The organism is Kordia zhangzhouensis (genome assembly GCF_001005305.1).
Taxonomy (GTDB): domain Bacteria; phylum Bacteroidota; class Bacteroidia; order Flavobacteriales; family Flavobacteriaceae; genus Kordia; species Kordia zhangzhouensis.
Genome location: NZ_LBMH01000003.1, coordinates 131214 through 154110 on the forward strand (window position 1 = coordinate 131214; position 22897 = coordinate 154110).

A 22897-nucleotide genomic window follows, 5' to 3' on the forward strand; every position below is an offset into this window, starting at 1 on the left:
ACAAAAAACTATTTTTTAAAATTCCTAACAATTGCACTTTACACAAAGTATAGTTTTAACTCAAGGCTACGTTATAATCTTCCTGAAAACTAAAGTAAAACACTTGCTCATTTTGCAATATTGTGACAAATGCACAATTTGAATTATGAATAAATTGATACGGTTGTTGTAAGTCAAACAACGGATTATGCACTTTAAATATTCCGTCAACATCTACATGACCATTAGGAGAAACTCTACGTATACGATAACAATATGCCTGCGTAGGAAGTTGCTCAATATCAAACCAAGCTCCTGAACCAATACCCGAAAGCCATTGTGCATTTTCAGAAACATTTGAGACATACTTTGGCAACAAAGTACCTTTTTGATTTGGCTGATGATTTTTCAATCGATCCAAAAAACAGGTCAACGTTATTTTTCTTGATGTAGAATTAAATAGACATATTGTATTATTAACCACTTCATATACTTCTCCGTTTTTACCTGAAATTGTCACATTTCCAATAGTACTTGGGGTAAACCATGTGGATTTTTTAAGTTTTTTCTTAAGCCGATTATTCGTTGTTGAAGAAATCAACACATCTGTTACGAAACGAGCACAATTTGATCCTCCCTTTTTAAAAGCAGCATATTTTACAAATCCTTGTCTTGCATAATAATTTATATAATTGCGTGCAGCTTTGTAATCAATTTCATTGCAAACAGATGCTATCATTTTTCCTTCTCCATGAGTCAATTCTGGGTGATTAGCCAAAAAGTGTAACAGTTCATTCAAGTTAACGATTTCATGATTTTTTATAATTGCTTTTAGCGGAAAATCCAACTCTCTATCAAATTGTTTGGAACGCACACGTCCGTATGTCAATTGAGTCACATAGCGCCCAAAATCATAATAATCTAAAGTTCCTGTTTTTTTATCAATAAGCACTAATGCTGCATGTCCAGCTCGAACGTAATTTTTTTTTCCAATACCTATAAAGCGTAAGTATGGCGAATACCATTCTTGCGAGGTTTTAACAATAGTTTCCGGATATGCTAATGTTAAAATAATTCCCGTATTACTCATGCAGTTCTTCGATTGGATTAAACGAAATCGTACTTTTCCTTTCCCTCAACAGGTCGTGATAATCCATAGTCACAATTTCTTCCTTTTTTTCAACTTGTGTCACACTAACTGTTCGAACTATTTTTCTATCCATAATAACATCTATATTTGGATTTCCAATTCCTGCTGTAGTATGAAAATACAATAAAGAATCTGCTTGAAGTAATTCTTTTTGTTGAAAATCTTCAAACCAATTGCGACGTAATTGTTTCATCTCTTCAGAATACAAAGTTGAAGATGACCAAATATGCGCTTTATGAAGCGGCAGTTTTTGAAAGTACTTTTTGACTCCATCCCAAACAAGCTCATATAATACCAAAGTAGCATTCCAATCAACAATTATAATTGTAAAAGGTTCTATTCGAGCTAAATTATATGCATGAACAGCTTCTTCAATTTGAGAACATCCTAAAAGATCTTTTACAACAACACCTCTACTGTGTCTGTAATTAGGCAGACGTATGTGTTTCTCAAAACCTCCATTTAGCAAACAAATCAAACGTTTTTGATCGCTCACTCCAATCCAAGTACCACCACCTACCACATCTTTAGGAAAAATCATTTTTGATTCCAAAACTGTATATTCAGCAGGACTTAAAGTTTCCCTTTTGGGAGATTCATCCCTATTAGAAGTTAATACAAAATCATTATTTCCTTTATAAAAAAAACTAACTGTACACATATTCCCTTTGTCTGCCGTTCCGCAAACAACTTACAAAATTTTCATTAGAAAGCATATAAAATTCCCAAATGCATAATTGACAATTATCCGTATTGCTAATTTTTCATAAAGTACAGAAAATACATACAAAATGACGTTCGACTAAGGTGCATTTTTTTTGTATCTTTGCAACTTTAAATTCTAATACAAACACTTATAAAAATATAACCTATGGGAAAAGGATTTTTTCAAGTTCCAACTGCGATAAACGAACCTGTAAAATCGTATGCACCAGGAACTCCAGAAAGAGCCGCTGTTACTGCACAATATGAATCATATTTTAATGGAAATGTAGACATTCCAATGTATATCGGTCACGAAGAAATTCGTACAGGAAACACAAATACGATGGCGCCTCCTCATGATCATCAAAATATTGTTGGAACCTATCATTTAGCCGAAAAAAAACATGTGACTCAAGCTATTAATGCTGCGTTAGATGCTAGAAAAAAATGGGCTCAATTAACTTGGGAGCAACGCGCTGCTATTTTCCTAAAAGCTGCTGAATTAATTGCTGGACCATACAGAGCTAAGATTAATGCTGCAACGATGATTGCCCAATCTAAAACAGTACACCAAGCAGAAATTGATGCCGCATGTGAATTGATTGACTTTTTACGCTTTAACGTAGAATTCATGTCGCAAATTTATGAAGAGCAACCAGATTCTGCAGAAGGCATATGGAATCGTGTAGAGTACAGACCATTAGAAGGATTTGTATATGCTATTACACCTTTTAACTTTACGGCCATCGCCGCAAATTTGCCTGCTAGTGCTGCCATGATGGGGAATACCGTTGTATGGAAACCTAGCGATAGTCAAATTTTCTCAGCAAAAGTAATTGTTGATGTATTTAAAGAAGCTGGTGTCCCAGATGGTGTTATTAATGTTGTATATGGCGACCCAGTAATGATTACAGATACTATTTTGGAAAGCCCAGATTTTGCAGGAGTTCACTTTACAGGCTCTACATATGTATTCAAAGAACTTTGGAAAAAAATTGGAAACAATATCCATACTTATAAAACGTATCCTAAAATTGTAGGAGAAACTGGAGGAAAAGATTTTATTGTAGCACATCCAAGTGCAAACCCAAAGCAAGTAGCTACTGGAATTACTCGTGGTGCTTTTGAGTTTCAAGGACAAAAATGTAGTGCGGCTTCTCGTGTATATTTACCAAAATCAATTGCCAATGAAGTTCTTGAACTAGTAAAAGAAGATATTGCTTCTTTCAAAATGGGATCTCCTGGTGACTTGCATAATTTTATCACCGCTGTGATTCATGAAGGTTCATTTGACAAATTGGCTTCATATATTGATCAAGCAAAAGCAGATGCTGATGCAGAAGTCGTAGCAGGAGGAAATTACGACAAATCTAAAGGGTATTTTATAGAACCAACAGTAATCTTAACAACTAATCCAAAATACACAACGATGGAAACTGAGTTATTCGGGCCGGTAGTAACTGTGTATGTTTATGAGGATGCTGATTGGTCAGACACACTTACTCTTGTAGACGAAACTTCCGAGTATGCATTAACTGGAGCAATTTTCTCTCGCGATCGTTACGCCATTGATGAAGCGACTAAGGCTTTAGAAAACTGCGCAGGAAACTTCTATATCAATGACAAACCAACAGGTGCTGTTGTAGGACAACAACCATTTGGTGGTGCAAGAGCTTCTGGAACTAATGACAAAGCTGGTTCTGCACAAAATTTATTGCGTTGGGTTTCTCCTAGATTAATTAAAGAAACTTTTGTTTCTCCTACCAACTACAGATATCCTTTTTTAGGATAAGCATATTATAAAAACTAAAATTTAAGCTGAGGTTATACCTCAGCTTTTTTTATTCACAAAACTCTCTTTTGTGGATTATTTACAACATTTAAACTTTTAAAATTTATTTTTCTCAATAATTATCTTAATTTCCTGCGATTTTTACAACCCTAAAACATTCCTAAATGAAGTTAAGATTACTATTTTTTTTAGCTCCTTTGTGTTTTTTTGCACAAGTAAATAATGATTCTTTTATTTCGCTAAATTCAATACCCAAGCAAACAGAAACTTTAGTACGCAACACAGCTCCATTTTCTGTTTTAAAACAACACTCTGACTACAATAGCATGTACAGCTTAGTGCAAGCTGCCAAAGAACTAAAACATGCAGGAAAACAGGTGCCTTCTGAAATAATTGCAAATACTATGCGAATAACTTCGTATAATGAAACCATCAAAATTGCAGGAATGTATGTTGAATATGAAATTGTAAATCCTGAAATTATTGCCAATAATGATATTATTCTCCAAAACGAAACCTACAAAGTAAAATCATCTGCTGTTGCACATGCATTAATACAAAAAAAAGAGTTTATAGCAGCACCTTTAAGCATACATAAACACGGCTTACAAACTAGCTTTTATATTGATAGCAATCTGTTTTATACAGAAACACACAAGCATATTACTCAATTTTCTATCGATTTTGATAATGGAAATGGATATACAACAGTAAATTTTGACACTCCTATTTCCATACAATACGCAAACGCAGGAAAGAAACAATTGAATTTTAAAATTCGCTTGTCTTCTGGGGAAGAAAAAATATCGTCGGCTCAGCTGATTGTCCATGGAACAAATTCAACTGAAAATCAAGAAAACTCACAATCTATCACAGCTAGTATTAGTCCTGATCTTTCTACCTATAGTGGCGCAACCAATTTTGCCGGCATGGGAGAATATCAAATTTTTCTCGGAGCAGATAATGTGTTAGACAAACCTATTATCGTTATTGATGGTTTTGATCCAAGTGACACAAGAGACATCAGCGCTGTATACCAATTACTAACGTATACTGACGGTGGAGGAATGACACAGAATTTAGCCGATCGTATTCGAGCAGAAGAAAACTTTGATGTAATCATATTAAATTTACCTCAATATCTTCGCTTAACAGATAATTCTCTACTCTTGGTTAGCGATGTTACAGATACTAACAACGACTTAATTATTGATGAAAATGATTATCCAGCAGGAAGTGTTTTGGTAGATGGTGGCGCTGATTACATAGAACGCAATGCCATGATTTTAGTAGAATTAATTAACACAATTAACAGTCAAAAAGCTGGCAATGAAGGAAATGTAATTATTGGACCAAGTATGGGTGGATTGATTTCTAGATATGCTCTTAGTTACATGGAAAATCAAAACCTAAATCATGATACTCGTTTGTGGATTTCTTTTGATTCTCCACACTTAGGAGCAAATGTACCCATAGGTTTTCAACATTTATTTAATTATCTAGCATATGGTTTGGATACATGGGTTGGAAACTTTAGCGTAGAATCGTTGCGCCCAATTGTTGATGGCATGCTTAAATCGCCCGCAGCTAGACAAATGCTAACAGATCACATGGAAGCACATTTACAATCAGGTGAAATTGCTGAATTTGACAATACTATTGTTCTACCAACTCCTCATCCTTTTAAAGATTTGTTCTTTAATCGAATGAATAACTTAACCACATCAGGGTTTCCCGAAAATTTACGCAAAGTATCTATCATCAACGGAAGCGGAAATGGCTCTCCTTATCCTGACAAAAATGGCAACGATGTTTTGCCTGGGCGACAAGTTTTAGATGTAACCATAGAAGGAGTTGCTCTATTAACAGATGCACATTTAAAAGTATGGTATACGCATCCTGCCAACACAACGAATGAGGTCAGTAATATTTGGATTGACGCTCCTTTTTTATGCTTTTGCGACATTAACGCAAATGCCAACTCTCGTTCTTTTAGTTATTCCGATGGAATTGATGCCGCCATGGGTGGATTATTTGACTTAGGCGCCTTATCAGGAAGTTTTGCTGGCGGCGATCCTACCATTGATGCTTTCTTTGCTGGATTACAAACAGACTACTTCAATTTTATCCCAACAATTAGCAGCATGGCTTTAAAAAATCAAAATAATTGGTATGCTATTCCCAATCCTATTACAGAGAACAATATGAACCATACTCCTTTTGATGCTTGGTATATACCTACAACCAATGAAGGTCATGTAACTTTAACAGATCCAAACGTTCAGTTTGCTTGGAATGAAATTGTTTCTAACACATTGACATCCCAAGTTTTTTCCAACACCTCAATGATTCAGCTTTTAGAAAATCCTGTAAAAAACACTCTTAAACTAGCTGTTTCTACTCCAATCAATGAATTAAATTTAGCACTTATTGATATTTCTGGAAGAAAAGTTTACAATCAATCCTTTACAAATATCTCTTCCGAACTCAATATTCCAATAACCTTACAAACAGGAGTCTACATATTGGAAATACAACACCAAGAAAATTCAGAAGTAAAAAAGATTATCATCAAGTAAGCATAAAAAAAGCAGCTCCTTTTAGAGCTGCTTTTTCAAAGAATTTAAGAATTCTAGCTAATTATAATTAATTCTTTAGTTTGCTTGATAGTCTTTATCAACTCCTACATGAGCACCAGTAGCGTTAATCACTTTGTTATCTGAACCTACAATCATAGCTACGATAGACATTTTACTGCTGTCATTTACTAATGAAGGAATAGGAATATCAAACACTTCAGTATATTTAGTATTTGCCATAGTATTCGCTGATGGGATTGCATCTCCAAATACATCTGTAATAGCATGTCTTAGTGTATGATTGTGCTCAAATTGAGGAATTGGATCTTCGCCACCATAATAACTTGTATAGTTTCTTTGAGAAGCAGTAATCCCATCCTCTAAAACTAATACAACTAATTTAGCACCAGATGTAGTCTGAGCAAAAGCTGCACTTACATACACTTGCAATTGATTTCCAACAATCATTGAATTAATTGACAATCCAGATGTTGTAGTCCCAGTAGCTAAGTTTGTCGCTTGCGCCACATTACTTGGTTCAGGATACGTCCACTCAGCATCTCTATTAATTACTGCTGTTGGATATCCAGAAGTTACATAAACGTTATCTAAAGCAGCGCTGTATGAATTTTCCATAGCATCCCCACTATGTGCCGCAATTGCAAATACTCTATCTGTTTGTGCTTCAACTTGTTCAATGGCATAGGAAACTCTTGGACACCATCCACACCATGTTCCTGTAAAATCTTCAATCACAGCATTTCTTGCAAAAGTACCAGGCGCATTATCGTCTGTTACCGGCAAATTGAATACTGGTGAAGTAAGATTATCTTTCGTTGCAGTTGCCTGAACATCTGTCATTGTAGTAGCCATAAATCTATTCCCTACGATTTGATTCCCGTTTACTGAAATTGTAGCGTCTTCAGTAATGGTGTAATCATTACCTCCAGCATCAGTTCCAATAACAATAAACTCTGCAGTGTCTCCAACCTTAATACTTGATACAGCACTTTCTACTCGTAAAGAAGTTAAAACTGGCGGAAGTACCTCAATATTAATGGCACTACTTGTTAATGCTTCAAACTTAGCATTAATCTGGTACGTTCCTGTTGCTGTTGGTGTAAACGAAGTTCCTTGAATAGAACTATTATTTACTAAAATAGTTGAGCTAGATGTAACATTTGACCCATCATTTGCGGTTACGGTAAATGTTACAGAACCTCCCAATTCGATAGAATTTTCACTAGCAGTTACTGTAATTGAAGTAATGCCAGATCCGCCACTGCCAGGTGTAGGCGTTCCTCCATCTCCGTCCGAATCGTCACTACAAGAGTAGATAAACAATGCAGCAACAACTACTAAATACTTTAAGATGTTTGTTGTTTTCATAAGAATTTTTTTGTTTAAAAAGTTTGGTAATGGTATAATTTGCGCACTAATTTATATTAATTTTTTGTTAAAAAAAAGAAAATACTAACAAACAGTAAATCAACAAAATAGCCTATTATTTATATAGAGAATATAGAAAAAACAGTAAAAATGTTTTATTTTATTTTTCTTGCTTTTTTAACATTAGCTTTTATATATTTACAAAATTCTCACTATTAAACTAAATACTATGAAGTCAATTATGAGTATTGCTGCAGTATGCTTATTGCTTACTTTGCAAGCACATGCGCAAAAAGAAATTCCGAATATTTCTGTAAAAGAATTAGATGGAACTTCTTTAAACATGAACCAAATCACAAAAGAAAAAGGCGTTAAAATTTTAAGTTTTTGGGCCACTTGGTGTGTTCCATGTATCAACGAACTAGATGCTATTAATGAAGTGTATGAAGATTGGCAAGATGAAACAAATGTAGAACTTATAGCCATTGCAACAGATGACGCCAGAACCAAAAAAAGAATTAAACCACTCATCAATGGGAAAGGTTGGGAATATAAAATTCTCTTAGATGAAAATCAAGACCTTCAACGTGCTTTAAACATTACCACCATTCCACATGTAATCGTTATTAAAGATGGTGAAATTGTATTTCGTCATACAGGATACTTCCCTGGTGCCGAAAACCAATTATATGAAGTGGTTAAGAAAAATGCTGAATAACCACTTACCAAACTAACCAAACACTACTACACTAACTCACATTTTATTATTTCATGAAAAAATTACTATACCTATCTTTCGCATTGGTTGCTTCTGTAGGGTTTGCCCAAGATGACGATGATAAAAAGAAAGATTGGGGAACTTTAACAGGTGGATTTGAATCAAATATACAATGGTATAATGATGATACAAAACTTGGGAAATTTGCCGAAGAAGAACATTTTAGATCTAATAACTATTTAAAATTAGACTATAATTACGGAAATTGGTTTGCTGGTATTCAAGTTGAATCTTATGCACCAATGCCATTACTGAATTATTCTCCAAAACTTGATGACACAGGAATTGCATTATATTATGCAAAGTATAAAACTCGCAAACTTGAAGTTACAGCAGGTTACTTTTATGAGCAATTTGGAAGCGGTTTAATTTTGCGAGGTTGGGAAAATAGACCTCTAGGAATTAATAATGCCTTTCGCGGAGGTCGTATAAAATACCAACCTTCCAACGCTTTAGAGTTTACAGCTTTATATGCTAGACAACGTGACGGATTTAAAGTTTCCGAAGGAGATATTTTTGGATTCAACTCCGAAATAGATTTGACGAATGCTTTAAAATTAGAGACTTCTACTCTTTCTGCTGGCATAAGCTATGTTGGACGAAAACAAGATATCCCAGAAGATTTTCAAAATATGGGATTTGATGAGTTAACAAACTCTTTTTCTGCTAGACTTGATTTTTCTGGAAGTACTTTTTATTCAGGAATTGAATACATCACTAAAGGAAAAGATATCATTGTAAACTCACAACGATACATTGAAAACTTTGTTGAAAAAGGGAATGCTCTTTTAGTAAATTTTGGCTATTCACAAAAAGGTCTTGGTATTGATGCCACTTTTCGAAGACTTGAAAACATGAATTTTTTCTCAGAAAGAGAAGCTTCAGGAAATGTTTTTAATGAGAATATCTTAAACTATCTTCCAGGATTAACGAAGCAACACGATTATGCACTTACCAATATTTACGTATATCAAGCCCAACCAGCCATCTCTGTTCCAGACCCGTCTTTACTAAAGTTTGGTGAAATTGGTGGGCAAATTGATATTTTTTACAACTTTGAGAAAGGAACTTCTCTGGGTGGTAAATACGGAACTAAAGTAGCTTTCAACGCTTCATACTGGGCTGGATTAAAAGGCGATTTCAATTTTACAGATAGAGATGCCGAAATAGAATACTTTGGTTTTGGTCAAAAATACTTTTCTGAATTTAGTATGGAGGTACGAAAAAAATGGAGTCCAAAATGGAGAAGTATATTTTATTACGTAAATCAATATTACAATCAACGTTTTATCATTGACGAACGCGGTGTCGTTAATTCAAATATTGCTGTAGCAGAAGCTACTTATAAAATTAATTCTAAAAAATCAATTCGTGCAGAATTACAACACTTATGGACTCCAGATGATGACAAAAATTGGGCTGGTGGAACGTTAGAATTTAATGTAACACCGCGTCTTTCTTTCTATGCGACTGATATATATAATTACGGAAACGATAACACAGACGAGCAAATTCACTATTATAACTTTGGAGGAAGCTTCACCAAAGGAGCTACCCGAATTGCTTTAAATTATGGTAGACAAAGAGGCGGACTTGTTTGTGTTGGAGGTGTTTGTCGTTTTGTTCCGCAAAGTACAGGATTGACCATTAACTTATCTACTGCTTTTTAAAAAGAAAACCCATTATAACCAAACCAACCAACTACATCAAAAAAAATCCCTTGCAAATTATTTCAAGGGATTTTTTGATTTATTTAAGGTTTATATTTTATGGGCAGATGTACCACTTTTTTGGTTTCAAAAAAATCTTCTTCAAAAAAATCAGGAATTGCATATAAAGTTGCTTTTGGAAAATCTTTCAATTCCTCTGTCAAATCACCTCCTTTTAAATATAAGATTCCATTTTTTAATTCATGTCGCTGCTTTTTGGCAACTTTCTTCCGAATCCATTTTACAAAATCTGGCATATTTGTCACAGCTCTACTCACTACAAAATCAAATTCCCCTTTTACCTTCTCTGCACGTAAATGAAATGCCGAAACATTTGTTAACCCTATACTACTTACCACATTTTCAACAACATTAATCTTTTTACCGATAGCATCAACTAATGTAAATTTGACATCGGGGAATAAAATCGCTAAAGGAATTCCAGGAAAACCTCCGCCCGTTCCGACATCTAAAATTTTTGATCCAGACTTGAAAGGTTGCACTTTTGCAATTGCCAATGCATGTAACACATGCCGCACGTACAATTCGTCAATATCCTTTCTAGAAATTACGTTAATTTTCGCATTCCAATCTTTATACAAAGCTTCCAATTGACCAAACTGTTCAATCTGAGTAGCTGTTAAATTCGTAAAATATTTAAGTATATATTCCATATCTTCCGCAAAACTACTCTTTATTTACGATTATCTAAATTTATTATTTTCAAATTACAATTTTTACAATATATTGTACCAATTTTTAGTAGCAATCCAACAAGATTAAATTTATTTCCTCCATGACGCACCAAAATATTGATCAAGAGATTAAAGAAGCATTGAAAAATTGGAAGTCTATCATCGCCAAATACAAAAAGAAAAGTACTAAAAAAGCAATCGGTCAAATGGCCTCTTCCTTTTTACCTTTTATTGCCGTTTGGGTATTAATGTATTTTACCCTTGACTTTTCAATTACGTTAACTCTTTTATTAGGGATTTTAAATGCTTTCTTTTTGGTTCGAATTTTTATTATTCAGCATGATTGCGGACACAATTCGTTTATAAAATCAAAAAAAGCAAGTGACATTATAGGGTATGCTTGTAGTGTATTTAGTTTTTTACCTTTTAAATATTGGGCAGAAACACACACATTTCATCACGGTCATAATGGACAATTAGAAACAAGACAAATTGGCGATATGCCAACTCTTACCGTAGAAGAATTTCGTGCAAAAAACTGGTGGGGACGATTCAAATACAAAGTTTTTAGAAGTCCTATCGTTATTTTTGTAATTGCACCTGTATACTATTTGATTGTCACAACTAAGTATCCATTTTTAAAATTTAATAATTGGAAAAAAACCACTTTCACTCTTTTAAAAGACAACCTTGTAATTATTGTTCCTTATTTAGTTATTGGATATTTAACAGGCTGGGCTAAATTCTTTGCAGTGCAATTTATCATCCTATTTTTCTTTGGAATTATTGCGTTCTGGTTTTTCTACATTCAACATCAACACGAGTTTTCTTATAAAAAATGGAAAAAAGATTGGGACTTTGTACTTTCTGCCATCAAAGGAAGTACCTATTTAAAATTGCCACGCATTATGGAATGGTTTACAGGACATATTGGCATTCATCATATTCATCATCTAAATAGTAGAATCCCTAATTATAACCTTAAAAAATGTTTTTCAGAAAACACCGTTCTATCAAAATATGTAACTACACTTTCATTTAAGGACGGACTTAAGATGATGTTTCATAAATTATGGGATGAAGAACAACAACGCATGATCACTTTTAGAGAATATTACCAATTAGAAAAAATGCGAATAGCTAGTTAAGCAGCTATAATACTACTCTTATTACTATTATACTAAGAATATACAATATAAAAAAACACCCTAAAGGCTTTATGATAGAATCGTAGAGCCTTTTTTTATTGTCGCGTAAAGAACTTAAAAATTGACAGTATAAAAGCAAATATCCTATAAACAATAAAATTCCAAATCCTTCAGAAATAACTCTTGGTGCTTCGACTTGAATTACATGAAAATATGCTACTGCCTGAGAAAGAAAAAAGGAAAGTCCTAAAACTATTGGAGCAATTGCACGTAAGTTTTTCCTTGTCAAATCTAATGTATAGAAAAACTCATAAAAAGAACTAGGTGCTATCATTGAAGAGATAATCATATATTTTTCATCTCCTTCTTTCACATCCATTTTCTTTTGCTCTTCTCGCCAACGCTTCCCTTTAAAAAATGACTCTTCTTGTAATTCTTTATCAATAAGCTTCCTCTTTATGATATATTCAATTAAATGAGAGCCAATAATTCCAAAAATAATCAAAAGTACTCCCGCCATAACGCCATGATAAACCGAAGCATTGATTGAATCTAATTTGAAAAAAATAAAATCCTTAGGTACTTGCTTCATAAAATATAAACCAAAACAAGTAATCATTAAAAGTATAAAAATGAGATAATCCAATCGTTTTTTTACATTCATCACTCTACTAATCAAGTTTTCTAAAAAAAATGCTTTTGAAACCTCTTCTTGACGATTATTTCCCATTCTAAAATACTTTTGTGATTATTGATAACTATTTTTCTTCCTTAACCAAAAATAACTAATTTCGCACAATTCAGTTGTCAAACTTATTAATCAACACATCACATGTCACAACTATCGCAAAGAGTTTTAAATATGTCTACTTCTGCTACCTTAGCAATGGCAGCAAAAGCGAGAGAATTACGAAATGAAGGTAAAAATATTATTGGGTTAAGTCTTGGAGAACCTGATTTTAACACTCCAGATTTTATAAAAGAAGCAGCCATCCAAGCTATTAATGACAATTATAACAGTTATACTCCTGTAGATGGATATGCCGATTTAAAAGAAGCGATAATTGAAAAGTTTAAACGTGACAATCAATTAACATACACTCCAAATCAAATTGTAGTTTCAACAGGGGCAAAGCAATCGTTGGCAAATGTGGCTATGGTATTGCTTGACAAGGGCGACGAAGTTATTCTTCCTGCTCCGTTTTGGGTAAGTTATAGTGATATTGTCAAATTGGCCGAAGGTATTCCTGTTCAAGTAGCCACTTCAATTGAAACTGATTTCAAAATGACTCCTAAACAATTAGAAGCTGCCATTACTCCAAAAACTAAAATGATTTGGTTCAGTTCTCCATGCAATCCTAGCGGTTCGGTTTACAGTGAAGCAGAATTAAAAGCGCTTGCTAATGTGCTAGAAAAACACCCGAATATTTATGTAGTTTCTGATGAGATTTACGAGCATATCAACTTCACTAGTGAACATTTTAGCATTGCTAGAATTCCTTCTATGTATGATCGTACTATAACAGTTAATGGTGTTTCTAAGGCTTTTGCAATGACAGGCTGGCGAATTGGTTATATTGGTGCTCCAGTAGAAATTGCCAGAGCCTGCAACAAGATTCAAGGACAAATAACTAGTGGAGCTAATTGTATTGCACAACGCGCTACAATAGCTGCTTTACAAGCACCAAAAGATAAAATTCAATATATGATTGATGAGTTTTTAAAACGCAGAGATATCGTATTGGAATTATTGAATGAAATTGACGGATTTAATGTTAATGTTCCTGAAGGAGCTTTTTACGTATTTCCTGATATTTCTTCCTTTTTTGGAAAAACACTTCGCGGAAAAACAATAAATAATGCTACTGATTTTTCCACCTATTTATTAGAAGAAGCCTTAGTAGCTACTGTAACGGGCGAAGCATTTGGAAATCCAAATTGTATTCGTATTTCTTACGCCGCTTCAGAACAAGAATTACGCAATGCTTTAAAACAGATTAAGGAAGCATTACAATAGTGTTATATAAAATCATAAAAGAAAAAGCTGTTTCAAAAAAGATGAAACAGCTTTTTCTTTTAATAATGAAGCCAAAAGATATACAATTTATCTTTTGGCTCACATGAGATTAACTATATAATATTAAGTATCAAAAGCGAAACGGTCAGTATAGCGCCACTGAACATAATAATCGTGTTCGGAAATTTACGTTGATACCTCCAAAAAAATTCTTTGATTCCAAAGAATAAAAAGGTATTGAAAGCGTAAAAAATAACAACGCAATAATTTACATCTATCCCAAAAAAAGTTCGCTCGGAAGGAACTCCAGATTGCTGAGCAGTAAGTTCTGTATTCATAAAAATTATAACCAACGTACTAGTAAGCAAAATAATAGTTGCTAGCCAACAGAATTCTAAAAAATTGAACTTTTTAAGCATTTGTATTGTTGCATTGATTTACTGTTGTAAATATCCAAAGAACAAACGAAGTTAAAAAACCCTTTTTCGGGGGATTTTTCCCCTTTTTAAAGAAACGTATTGACTAGAATTCTTACAGAAATTATACAAATGCAATAATATATGCTAGTACAAACACAGAGATTTTTAAAATAGTTCCTACTACTGGAGCAAAGCGATGTTGATTTATTTTAACACGTTGCTTTAAACCAAATAAAGAAGTAGATGATATGTTTTGAAAGTTCTCTCGAATTTCTTCTTTGTAACGAGAAGTTAAAAGTCCTCTATTAAAAAAAGCAGATGATTCTATGGGAATCGAAACGGATGGTAATTGATGTGTTGATTTCATGATATTGTTTTTTGATTGATTTACAATAGTATGACGTATCAACAGAAATTTTGTTACATTCTCGATAAAAAAAATTAAAAAGATTGCACTTGTAATTCACTATAAACTAGCGATTTCTCCAGAAAAAAGGCGTAATTAGAATCAATACTGTAAATAATTCTAAACGTCCTAATAACATTAAAAATGCGCACCACCATTTCCCAAAAGCTGGCAAACTGTTATAATTAGCCAAAGGGTTGAGATCTCCCAACGCAGGACCTACATTCCCTAAAGATGAAGCTGCTCCTCCAACAGCTGATTCGAAATCTAACCCAACAAAACCAAGTACCAACGCACCAATAATAAACAACAGCATATATAAAATGAAAAAGCCTAAAATGTTATAGACAATATGCTCTGAAACAGATTTATTATTATAACGAACAGGAATGATTGCTCTTGGGTGTAAGGTTCGTTTAAATTCTAACAATCCATTTTTGATCATCAATAAATGGCGAACTACTTTTACACCACCTGCAGTTGATCCCGCAGAACCCCCTAAAAACATCAATCCGAAGAAGAAAATCGTCAAAAATGAAGTCCATGACGTAAAATCTGCAGTAACAAAACCAGTAGTTGTAATCACAGCAATTACCTGAAACAAAGAGTGCCTAAAATCACTTTCTAGTTCGCCCCAAACCATTGGGTGGTATGCTGAAGGCTCCACATTGGCTTGTGTATAAATAATAGCTGTAGCAATTATTGTAAAGGTTATGATAAAGATTGTATAAAAACGAAACTCTTCGTCTCGTAATACTTTTTGAATTTTTCCTTTAAAAGCAAAATAACTCAACACAAAATTAGTTCCTGCCAAAAACATAAAAAAGATAATAATGTACTGAATAATTGGATCTCCATTCCAATAAGCAATACTAGCATCTTTGGTAGAAAAACCTCCTGTTGACAATGTACAAAGCGCATGGTTAATCGCATCAAAAAAAGACATCCCTGCAATTTGCAGTAATATAGTTTCAGCAACGGTATACCCTACATAAATAAGCCATAACCGCTTTGCCGTATCCGTAATTCTAGGATGTAATTTATCTGCACTAGGTCCTGGCGCTTCGGCAGCAAATAACTGCATTCCTCCTATTCCCAGTAAAGGAAGTATTGCTATAGCCAATACAATGATACCCATTCCTCCAATCCAGTGTGTAAGACTTCTCCAAAAAAGAATTCCTTCAGGCAACCCTTCTATTTTTTCAAGAATGGTAGCTCCTGTAGTAGTGTAACCAGACATTGTCTCAAAAAAGGCATTGGTAAAGTTGGGTATAACCTCGGTAAATACATACGGAAATGTTCCTGATAGGGACATAAAAATCCACCCAAAAGTAACTACAATATATCCTTCTCTTTTTTTAATCTCTTTTTTATGATCTCTTGTTGTTAACATAAAGAGTGATCCTGCAATCATTGTTACCAAACCAGCCAAAAAGAGCTTAAAAGTTATACCGTCTTGATATATATAACTTACCAATGTTGCCAGCAGCATAAATCCACCATTGCAAAGCAACAGTAGTCCCATTAAGTGAAAAATAATTTTATAATTGACTTTCATGGAAAAGAATTAGAGAAACATACGTTCTACTTTATTGATTGATCGAGGCAAACTACACACTACTACTCTATCGCCTGATTGAATACGAAAATCACCCAAAGCAATAATTCCTTCTCCTTCACGAATTACACCACCAATAATAGCCGAGCGTGGAAAATCTAAGTCTTTGATTCGTTGATCACATACACGAGAAGTAGGCTTTACAATAAATTCTAACAGTTCGGCATTCATATTATTGAGCCTTGTCATATCAACGACATCTCCTTTTCGAATATGTCTAAAGATATTGTTGGCAGCTAGTAGTTTTTTATTGATTAAGGTATCGATTCCTATTGACTGAGATAATTGGAAATAATCCATATTTTCTACCAAAGCAATTGTTTTTCGAATGTTTTTTGATTTGGCTACTAGACAAGACATAATATTAGTTTCTGAATTTCCAGTTACAGCAATAAAAGCATCCATGTCATACACACCTTCTTCTTCAAGCAATTCGACATTGCGTCCATCTCCCTGAATCACAAGAGCATTCGGCAATTCATCTGCAAGATCAAACGCTTTATCCTTATCTTTTTCAATCAACTTAACATTGAATCTATTCTTACACAAATCTCTCGCGGTTTTCATTCCAATATTACTTCCGCCAAGAATCATCACATTCTTAATATCTTCTTTTCGCTTTCCAATCAACTTATACAACTCCTCAACACCTTCTTTGGAAGTAATAAAATATACTTGATCACCTTCTTTAAATAGAGTATCTCCACGAGGAATCAAGGTATATTGTGTGCCAAATCGCTGAATAGCAATAGGCACGAAATGCAATTCAGGAAAAATACTTGCTGCTTCCTTCACACTTTTTCCCACAAATGGAGCTGTACGTTGCAATGTAGTTCCCACCATAGTCAATGCTCCTCCTTCAAATTCATAACTATCATTAAAAGCAGATTGATCTAATAATAATTTGATTTCGGCAGCAGCTAACTTCTCAGGAGAAATTAACTCATCTATACCAAGGTCACTAAACTGCAATTCTTCTTGGTGATGAATGAACTCTGTATTAGAAATTCGCGCAATCGTTCGACGACAGCCTAACTGTTTTGCAAGTACACAAATTGTAATATTAGTTGTTTCAGAAGAGGTTACTGTTATAACCAAATCTGCTGTAGCAACTCTAGCTTCTTTTAAAATGCTAATAGATGTTGCATCTCCTTTTACCACACGAATATCTAAGTGAGTATCAGCATACTCTAAATTTGCTCGATTGCAATCTATTAATGTAATATCTTGAGATTCGTAAGAAAGAAGTTTTGCCAAATGATAACCTACCTCACCAGCACCTGCAATAATAATTTTCATCGAATTTTCTTATTGAAAAAGTATACAAATATAAGTCAAAAACACTTCAATTACTAAAACTTTTGCAGTTGAACATCAGAATTATACATCCTACTCAAATTATAAGCTTTGTAAGATGACTTTCCTTTGCGGATTAGTTATATTTGCAAAAAATTCCATAATGGCGAAAAATGTAACACCTTATAAAGAGTCTACGAAAGGCAAGAAAGAGCAAGTTACGGAAATGTTCGATACAATTTCAGGGAATTACGACGGATTGAATCGTGTGATTTCTTTCGGAATTGATATCAAATGGCGAAAAAAAGTGGTTCAGATTGTGAAAGAACAGCAACCAAACTCTATACTAGATATCGCTACTGGTACTGCCGACTTAGCTATTAATTTGGTTGAAACAGGCGCTAAACGTATTGTAGGCTTAGATATTTCAGCAGGTATGCTAGAAGTAGGAAAATATAAAATCCAAAAGAAAAAGTTAGACAATACAATTGAAATGGTGTTAGGTGATGGCGAGAAATTACCTTTTGATGATAATTCATTCGACGCAATTACAGTCGCTTTTGGCGTGCGTAATTTTGAGAATCTGGAACAAGGACTAGAAGAAATTTATCGCGTATTAAAACCTAAGGGAATTTTTGTAGTGTTAGAAACTTCAGTTCCTATAAAAACGCCATACAAGCAATTTTATAAATTTTACACAGGTTCTATTTTACCTGTAATTGGAAAACTTTTTTCAAAAGACAATGCTGCATATGGATATTTATCTGAATCAGCAGCAGCTTTCCCTTATGGAGAAAACTTCAACAATATTTTACGAAAAATTGGGTTTATAGATGTGAAAGATAAACCACAAACGTTTGGCGTAGCAAGTATCTACACCGCAACAAAATAGATTTTATGAAGAAGATTTTGCTTATCATCTGTTGTATTTTTATGTTACAACCTGCATATTCTCAATTATTTAGCAGAAAAAAAGTATTAAATGACGCTAGTGGTGGAAAAGGTCAAATAGATAATAATATTCTCACTTGGGGTTATTTTTTGGGTTTTAACAGCTACGATTTCAAATTCACATACAATACCAACGCTGATGCCATTCAATTAAAACCCTCCACAGGTTTTAATGTGGGTTTGGTGGGCGATGTAAAACTGAATAATTTTATGAACTTGCGATTAGAACCAGGGATTTATTTTACCAATCGCAATCTAGAATACCCAGAAAGTTATGGCTTGACAGATCGAGTAGATCAATTGCGCGAAATCAAATCAAGTTATGTACATATTCCATTATTATTAAAAATAAGCACCAAACGCATCAACAACTTTAAGCCATTTATTGTTGGTGGGTTTTCAACTTCACTGAATTTATCAAGTAATGAAAAAAATCCGGATGATAATAGCAATAATCAGTTTCGTATGAAACGCTCCACTTATTACTACGAACTCGGATTCGGAATTGATTTTTATTTATACTACTTTAAATTTACACCTTCTATTCGTGGAGTTTTTGCTTTGAATGATGAATTGGTTCGTGATACTGACCCAAATAGTCCGTGGACGAGCAACATTCAAAAAATGCAATCACGTGGAATTTTTATCAACTTTACATTTCAATAGTACTTTTAAAACTTATTGCGTTTGATATTTTTTTAATCAAACTCTTTGCGCTTAAACTCATTCAACAAAATTCCAGTTGCCATAGCAACATTCAAGCTTTCGGTTTGCTGTAATTTTCCAAAACGTGGAATTGCAATTTTTTCTGTAATTAACTTTGAAATAGTTTCAGAAACTCCGTTTGCTTCGTTCCCCATTACAAGAATTCCTTTATTGGACAATGACGCTTGATATACGTTTTTCCCGTCCATAAAAGCCCCAAAAACAGGCAAATTAGTTTGAGAAAGATAATTTTCTAAATTGCCATATACTACATTAACACGTGTCAACGATCCCATGGTCGCTTGTACAACCTTCGGATTATAACAATCAACCGTTTCTTCTGAACAAAGTAAATCTTTAATCCCAAACCAATCACACAAACGAATGATGGTTCCTAAATTCCCTGGATCGCGCACATCATCTAAAGCTACAATCAATTTCATAGGGTCAATTGCAGTATTTTCAACTATTTTAAAAAGTGCCAGGCATTTATTAGGATTTTTTAAAAAGCTCATTTTTTTTAACTCAACTTCAGAAATAATAGTAACACTCTTTTCTTCTGAAAATAAATTTTCATCTACAGAAAACAAGGAATCTAACTCAAAAGAAGAAGCTAAAAACTCATCTATTACTTTTTTTCCTTCTGCAACAAACAATCCTGTTGATTTTCGGTACTTTTTTTGCTGTAGACTCGTTATTATTTTTATTTGTCTTTTGCTAACCATGCAAATAGTTTATTTTTGAAGTTGAAAAAAATCACTTTATTGAGATCTCATTTAGCAAAAATATCATTATTTATCGTAATTGGGCTATTGATCAGTTCTTGTAATTCAATAAAACGAGTTAAAGAGAATGAATTATTGCTAATTAAAAATAATTTGACCGTCAACGGAGAAAAATCAAACGATGCTGACGCATTGAGTCAAATGTATCAAAAACCCAACACTCGTTTCTTAAATCTTCCGATTCGTTTACACATTTATAATTTAGCTGGAGAAAACCCAGACTCAACATTTAATGCTTGGCTTGAAAGAAAGCCCAATCGAAAAAAACGCTTGTACAATGTATATTCTAAAAAACAAGTGCAAGAGATGAAAAACTATAAGGTAGGTTTTAATAATTGGTTGAAAAAAACAGGAGAAGCACCTGTTATTATTGACACTAGAAAGACAAAAAAAACAACCAATCGACTCAAGGTTTACTATCAAAACAAAGGGTATTTTAATGCAAAAGCTTCGTATGAAATCATCCCATCTGAAAAAGAGCGAAGAGCTAGTATTGATTATGCTGTAGAAACTGGCAATCCGTACTTTTTAGACAGTATACAAGTTGTTATCAATTCACCTGACTTAGATTCTATTTACAATTTACACAAAGAAAAATCGCTTTTAAAGCAAGGGATGCAGTACAACACTGCTGATTTTTATAACGAGCGTGAACGATTGACCGTACTATTTAGAAATTCGGGAATTTACAACTTCCAATTGAACTCCATCAAACCTACAGTAGGAATTGATTCAACTGGTAGCGATTACAAACTTCCAGTACTGTTAAAAATCAACAATTTACGCGAACGAAAGAATGACTCAATTGTTGAAACCGAATACAAAGTACATCGCATTAAAAAAGTAAATATTTATACAGATTACACGTATGCCAATTCACAGTCACAATATGTAGATTCTGTTACGTATGATGATTTTACAATCTATTCAAATGACAAACTGAGGTTTCGCCCTAAAGCAATCACAGACGCTATTTTTATTCAAAAAGGAGATATTTATCGTGACAATGATCGGTCACTTACCTATAAGCATATTAGCAACTTACGAACGTTTAAATACCCAACCATTCAATACCAGTATGCAAACGACAGTTTAACAGATTTGGTAACGAATATTTATTTAACACCTCGAAAAAAATTCTCTCTCGGATTTGATATTGACATTACCCATTCTAATATTCAAGATTATGGTTTTTCATTCAGTACGTCGTTACTGAGCAGAAATGTATTCCGTGGTGCAGAAACTTTAGAAATTGCAGCTAGAGGAACATTAGGAGCTTCCAAAGATGTAGCCGATTCTGAAGATCAGTTTTTTAATATTTCTGAAATCGGCGCCGATATACGCTTAAACTTCCCACGTTTTTTCTTCCCTTTTAACACAGAAAAAATTATCCCAAAATACATGCTCCCTTCTACAGTAGTATCGTTAGGAACAAGTCTACAGCAAAATATCGGTTTAGATCGCCAAACCTTCACAGGATTAATTCGTTATAATTGGACACCTAGTAAAAAAAATACATTCAATCTTGAACTATTTAATTTACAATTCATTAGAAACCTTAATACTAGTAACTATTTTAACGTTTATACAAGCTCATACGATCGACTGAATGCCGTTGCAAGAAGCTCTAATTATATTGCTGATGATGAATCCTTAAATATACAATCAGGAGAAACAGAACAGTTCATTAACGATGTTGTTTCGAATAACTTTTCAGTTTCTGCAAGTGAACTTTCAACCGTTCTGAGTGTAGCGCAACGACAATTTCGATTGACACAAGACAACTTAATTGCGGCTTCAAAAATTAATTTTCTTCATAACAGCAAAGAAAATATTTCAGATAACACCTTTTTTCAATTCCGCACTGAAGTAGAACTAGCAGGAAACCTATTATCTGCGTTGGCAAGTACTGCAAATTTAGAAAAAGACTCTCGAGGTAAGTACAAATTATTTGGCGTGCCTTTCTCTCAATATGTTAAAACAGAGTTTGATTACATTAAACACTGGGAACTCTCTGGAAAGCAAGATGTTTTGGCTTTTCGAAGCTTCATTGGAATTGCCATTCCCTATGGAAACTCAGACAATATTCCGTTTGCTCGAAGTTACTTTGGAGGTGGATCAAATGATAACAGAGCATGGAGTGCTTATCAGCTAGGTCCTGGAAGTTCTGCTAGCGTGTTAGATTTTAATGAAGCAAACTTTAAGATTACTACTAACTTAGAATATCGGTTTGATTTAGTTGGAAGCTTTAAAGGAGCTCTATTTGCAGATGCCGGAAACATTTGGAATATATTTGACGACATTGAAGATGAAGACCGTAAATTTAACGGACTAAAATCTTTACGTGACATTGCACTTGGAACTGGGTTCGGTATTCGTTATGATTTCAGTTTTTTTGTACTTCGTTTTGACATTGGTTTTAAAACTTATGACCCAGCCTATCCAATAGGCAATCGCTGGTTCAACGATTATAACTTTGGAAATGCTGTTTACAATATTGGAATTAATTACCCTTTTTAAAACTTTACTTGATTTTTTTATCATTTAAAACAAAAAAGTAATCAGCCACGCATGCATGCTCATCAAACTTTTACCACTAAAACGTTTTCGCAATCAACCACTTACAAAATATTTGAATATTTCTATTAAAAAACATTCAACAACAAATCAATATTTCTTCAAAAACGCAAACAATATTTTAGTAAAACAAGTACCAAAAGCAACTAAATTATCATATTCGCAAAAAGCAAACTTTTTACTACTTCTAAAATTAAGA

The 22897-nt window shown here is 33.7% G+C and carries 18 protein-coding genes; 9 read left to right on the forward strand and 9 right to left on the reverse strand.

All coding sequences use genetic code 11. The features are described 5' to 3' along the window. Positions 1-55: 55 nt before the first annotated feature. Together AA088_RS03940 and AA088_RS03945 are read right to left on the reverse strand one after the other, a co-directional pair. Positions 56-1069 (reverse strand): DUF6695 family protein, encoded by a 1014-nt coding sequence (locus AA088_RS03940; RefSeq protein WP_046743657.1) that lies wholly within the window; start codon positions 1067-1069, stop codon positions 56-58. Further along, positions 1062-1790 carry an NRDE family protein gene (locus AA088_RS03945; RefSeq protein WP_046743658.1) on the reverse strand — a complete coding sequence of 243 codons (729 nt, stop codon included), beginning with the start codon at positions 1788-1790 and terminating at the stop codon, positions 1062-1064. The genes AA088_RS03940 and AA088_RS03945 overlap by 8 nt, the downstream gene beginning before the upstream one ends. A 210-nt stretch (positions 1791-2000) precedes the next feature. Between AA088_RS03945 and pruA the strand changes: the two genes are divergently transcribed. Both pruA and AA088_RS03955 read left to right on the forward strand, forming a co-directional pair. Beyond that, on the forward strand, positions 2001-3626 hold the full coding sequence (pruA, locus tag AA088_RS03950) for an L-glutamate gamma-semialdehyde dehydrogenase (RefSeq protein WP_046743659.1): 1626 nt from the start codon (positions 2001-2003) through the stop codon (positions 3624-3626). Between the two features lie 164 nt (positions 3627-3790). Then, positions 3791-6205 (forward strand): T9SS type A sorting domain-containing protein, encoded by a 2415-nt coding sequence (locus AA088_RS03955; RefSeq protein ID WP_046743660.1) that lies wholly within the window; start codon positions 3791-3793, stop codon positions 6203-6205. A gap of 75 nt (positions 6206-6280) precedes the next feature. Here AA088_RS03955 and AA088_RS03960 read toward each other — a convergent pair whose 3' ends face one another. Continuing rightward, positions 6281-7594, reverse strand: coding sequence for an Omp28-related outer membrane protein (locus tag AA088_RS03960; protein WP_046743661.1), 1314 nt, complete (start codon positions 7592-7594; stop codon positions 6281-6283). 229 nt (positions 7595-7823) lie between these two features. Between AA088_RS03960 and AA088_RS03965 the strand changes: the two genes are divergently transcribed. Together AA088_RS03965 and AA088_RS03970 are read left to right on the forward strand one after the other, a co-directional pair. Next, a complete protein-coding gene (locus AA088_RS03965; protein WP_241483380.1) occupies positions 7824-8312 on the forward strand; it encodes a TlpA family protein disulfide reductase in 489 nt (162 codons plus the stop codon). A 53-nt stretch (positions 8313-8365) separates the two neighbouring features. After that, positions 8366-10042, forward strand: a complete 1677-nt coding sequence (locus AA088_RS03970; protein WP_046743662.1) for a DUF6029 family protein — start codon at positions 8366-8368, stop codon at positions 10040-10042. Between the two features lie 83 nt (positions 10043-10125). Here AA088_RS03970 and rsmG read toward each other — a convergent pair whose 3' ends face one another. Beyond that, positions 10126-10755: a 16S rRNA (guanine(527)-N(7))-methyltransferase RsmG gene (gene rsmG / locus AA088_RS03975; protein ID WP_046743663.1), complete on the reverse strand. Its 630-nt coding sequence runs from the start codon at positions 10753-10755 to the stop codon at positions 10126-10128. A gap of 122 nt (positions 10756-10877) precedes the next feature. Here rsmG and AA088_RS03980 point away from each other — a divergent pair, with 122 nt between their 5' ends. Beyond that, positions 10878-11924: a fatty acid desaturase gene (locus AA088_RS03980; protein WP_046743664.1), complete on the forward strand. Its 1047-nt coding sequence runs from the start codon at positions 10878-10880 to the stop codon at positions 11922-11924. Positions 11925-11928: 4 nt separating this feature from the next. Here the strand turns inward: AA088_RS03980 and AA088_RS03985 are convergent, their stop codons facing one another. Next, positions 11929-12654 (reverse strand): hypothetical protein, encoded by a 726-nt coding sequence (locus AA088_RS03985; protein ID WP_046743665.1) that lies wholly within the window; start codon positions 12652-12654, stop codon positions 11929-11931. 102 nt (positions 12655-12756) lie between these two features. Here AA088_RS03985 and AA088_RS03990 point away from each other — a divergent pair, with 102 nt between their 5' ends. After that, positions 12757-13941 (forward strand): pyridoxal phosphate-dependent aminotransferase, encoded by a 1185-nt coding sequence (locus AA088_RS03990; RefSeq protein WP_046743666.1) that lies wholly within the window; start codon positions 12757-12759, stop codon positions 13939-13941. A 540-nt stretch (positions 13942-14481) separates the two neighbouring features. Here the strand turns inward: AA088_RS03990 and AA088_RS04000 are convergent. From AA088_RS04000 to trkA, 3 genes are all read right to left on the reverse strand, one after another. Continuing rightward, complete coding sequence (locus AA088_RS04000; RefSeq protein WP_156168396.1) at positions 14482-14727, reverse strand: hypothetical protein; 246 nt, start codon at positions 14725-14727, stop codon at positions 14482-14484. A 106-nt stretch (positions 14728-14833) separates the two neighbouring features. After that, positions 14834-16324 (reverse strand): TrkH family potassium uptake protein, encoded by a 1491-nt coding sequence (locus AA088_RS04005; protein WP_046743669.1) that lies wholly within the window; start codon positions 16322-16324, stop codon positions 14834-14836. Between the two features lie 9 nt (positions 16325-16333). Continuing rightward, positions 16334-17683 (reverse strand): Trk system potassium transporter TrkA, encoded by a 1350-nt coding sequence (gene trkA / locus AA088_RS04010; RefSeq protein ID WP_046743670.1) that lies wholly within the window; start codon positions 17681-17683, stop codon positions 16334-16336. A gap of 160 nt (positions 17684-17843) precedes the next feature. Between trkA and ubiE the strand changes: the two genes are divergently transcribed. After that, positions 17844-18572 (forward strand): bifunctional demethylmenaquinone methyltransferase/2-methoxy-6-polyprenyl-1,4-benzoquinol methylase UbiE, encoded by a 729-nt coding sequence (ubiE, locus tag AA088_RS04015; protein WP_046743671.1) that lies wholly within the window; start codon positions 17844-17846, stop codon positions 18570-18572. Between the two features lie 5 nt (positions 18573-18577). Beyond that, positions 18578-19297, forward strand: coding sequence for a type IX secretion/gliding motility protein PorT/SprT (gene porT / locus AA088_RS04020; protein WP_046743672.1), 720 nt, complete (start codon positions 18578-18580; stop codon positions 19295-19297). Positions 19298-19329: 32 nt separating this feature from the next. Here the strand turns inward: porT and AA088_RS04025 are convergent, their stop codons facing one another. Beyond that, on the reverse strand, positions 19330-20061 hold the full coding sequence (locus AA088_RS04025; RefSeq protein ID WP_046743673.1) for a TrmH family RNA methyltransferase: 732 nt from the start codon (positions 20059-20061) through the stop codon (positions 19330-19332). A gap of 39 nt (positions 20062-20100) precedes the next feature. Here AA088_RS04025 and tamL point away from each other — a divergent pair, with 39 nt between their 5' ends. Further along, entirely contained in the window at positions 20101-22641 is a 2541-nt protein-coding gene (gene tamL / locus AA088_RS04030) for a translocation and assembly module lipoprotein TamL (RefSeq protein ID WP_046744136.1), read from the forward strand. Positions 22642-22897: the final 256 nt, after the last annotated feature.

Coding starts and splice junctions, on each gene's coding strand:
- AA088_RS03940 (WP_046743657.1), bottom strand. CDS start 1,069: ATGAGTAATACGGGAATTATTTTAACATTAGCATATCCGGAAACTATT.
- AA088_RS03945 (WP_046743658.1), bottom strand. CDS start 1,790: ATGTGTACAGTTAGTTTTTTTTATAAAGGAAATAATGATTTTGTATTA.
- pruA (WP_046743659.1), top strand. CDS start 2,001: ATGGGAAAAGGATTTTTTCAAGTTCCAACTGCGATAAACGAACCTGTA.
- AA088_RS03955 (WP_046743660.1), top strand. CDS start 3,791: ATGAAGTTAAGATTACTATTTTTTTTAGCTCCTTTGTGTTTTTTTGCA.
- AA088_RS03960 (WP_046743661.1), bottom strand. CDS start 7,594: ATGAAAACAACAAACATCTTAAAGTATTTAGTAGTTGTTGCTGCATTG.
- AA088_RS03965 (WP_241483380.1), top strand. CDS start 7,824: ATGAAGTCAATTATGAGTATTGCTGCAGTATGCTTATTGCTTACTTTG.
- AA088_RS03970 (WP_046743662.1), top strand. CDS start 8,366: ATGAAAAAATTACTATACCTATCTTTCGCATTGGTTGCTTCTGTAGGG.
- rsmG (WP_046743663.1), bottom strand. CDS start 10,755: ATGGAATATATACTTAAATATTTTACGAATTTAACAGCTACTCAGATT.
- AA088_RS03980 (WP_046743664.1), top strand. CDS start 10,878: ATGACGCACCAAAATATTGATCAAGAGATTAAAGAAGCATTGAAAAAT.
- AA088_RS03985 (WP_046743665.1), bottom strand. CDS start 12,654: ATGGGAAATAATCGTCAAGAAGAGGTTTCAAAAGCATTTTTTTTAGAA.
- AA088_RS03990 (WP_046743666.1), top strand. CDS start 12,757: ATGTCACAACTATCGCAAAGAGTTTTAAATATGTCTACTTCTGCTACC.
- AA088_RS04000 (WP_156168396.1), bottom strand. CDS start 14,727: ATGAAATCAACACATCAATTACCATCCGTTTCGATTCCCATAGAATCA.
- AA088_RS04005 (WP_046743669.1), bottom strand. CDS start 16,324: ATGAAAGTCAATTATAAAATTATTTTTCACTTAATGGGACTACTGTTG.
- trkA (WP_046743670.1), bottom strand. CDS start 17,683: ATGAAAATTATTATTGCAGGTGCTGGTGAGGTAGGTTATCATTTGGCA.
- ubiE (WP_046743671.1), top strand. CDS start 17,844: ATGGCGAAAAATGTAACACCTTATAAAGAGTCTACGAAAGGCAAGAAA.
- porT (WP_046743672.1), top strand. CDS start 18,578: ATGAAGAAGATTTTGCTTATCATCTGTTGTATTTTTATGTTACAACCT.
- AA088_RS04025 (WP_046743673.1), bottom strand. CDS start 20,061: ATGGTTAGCAAAAGACAAATAAAAATAATAACGAGTCTACAGCAAAAA.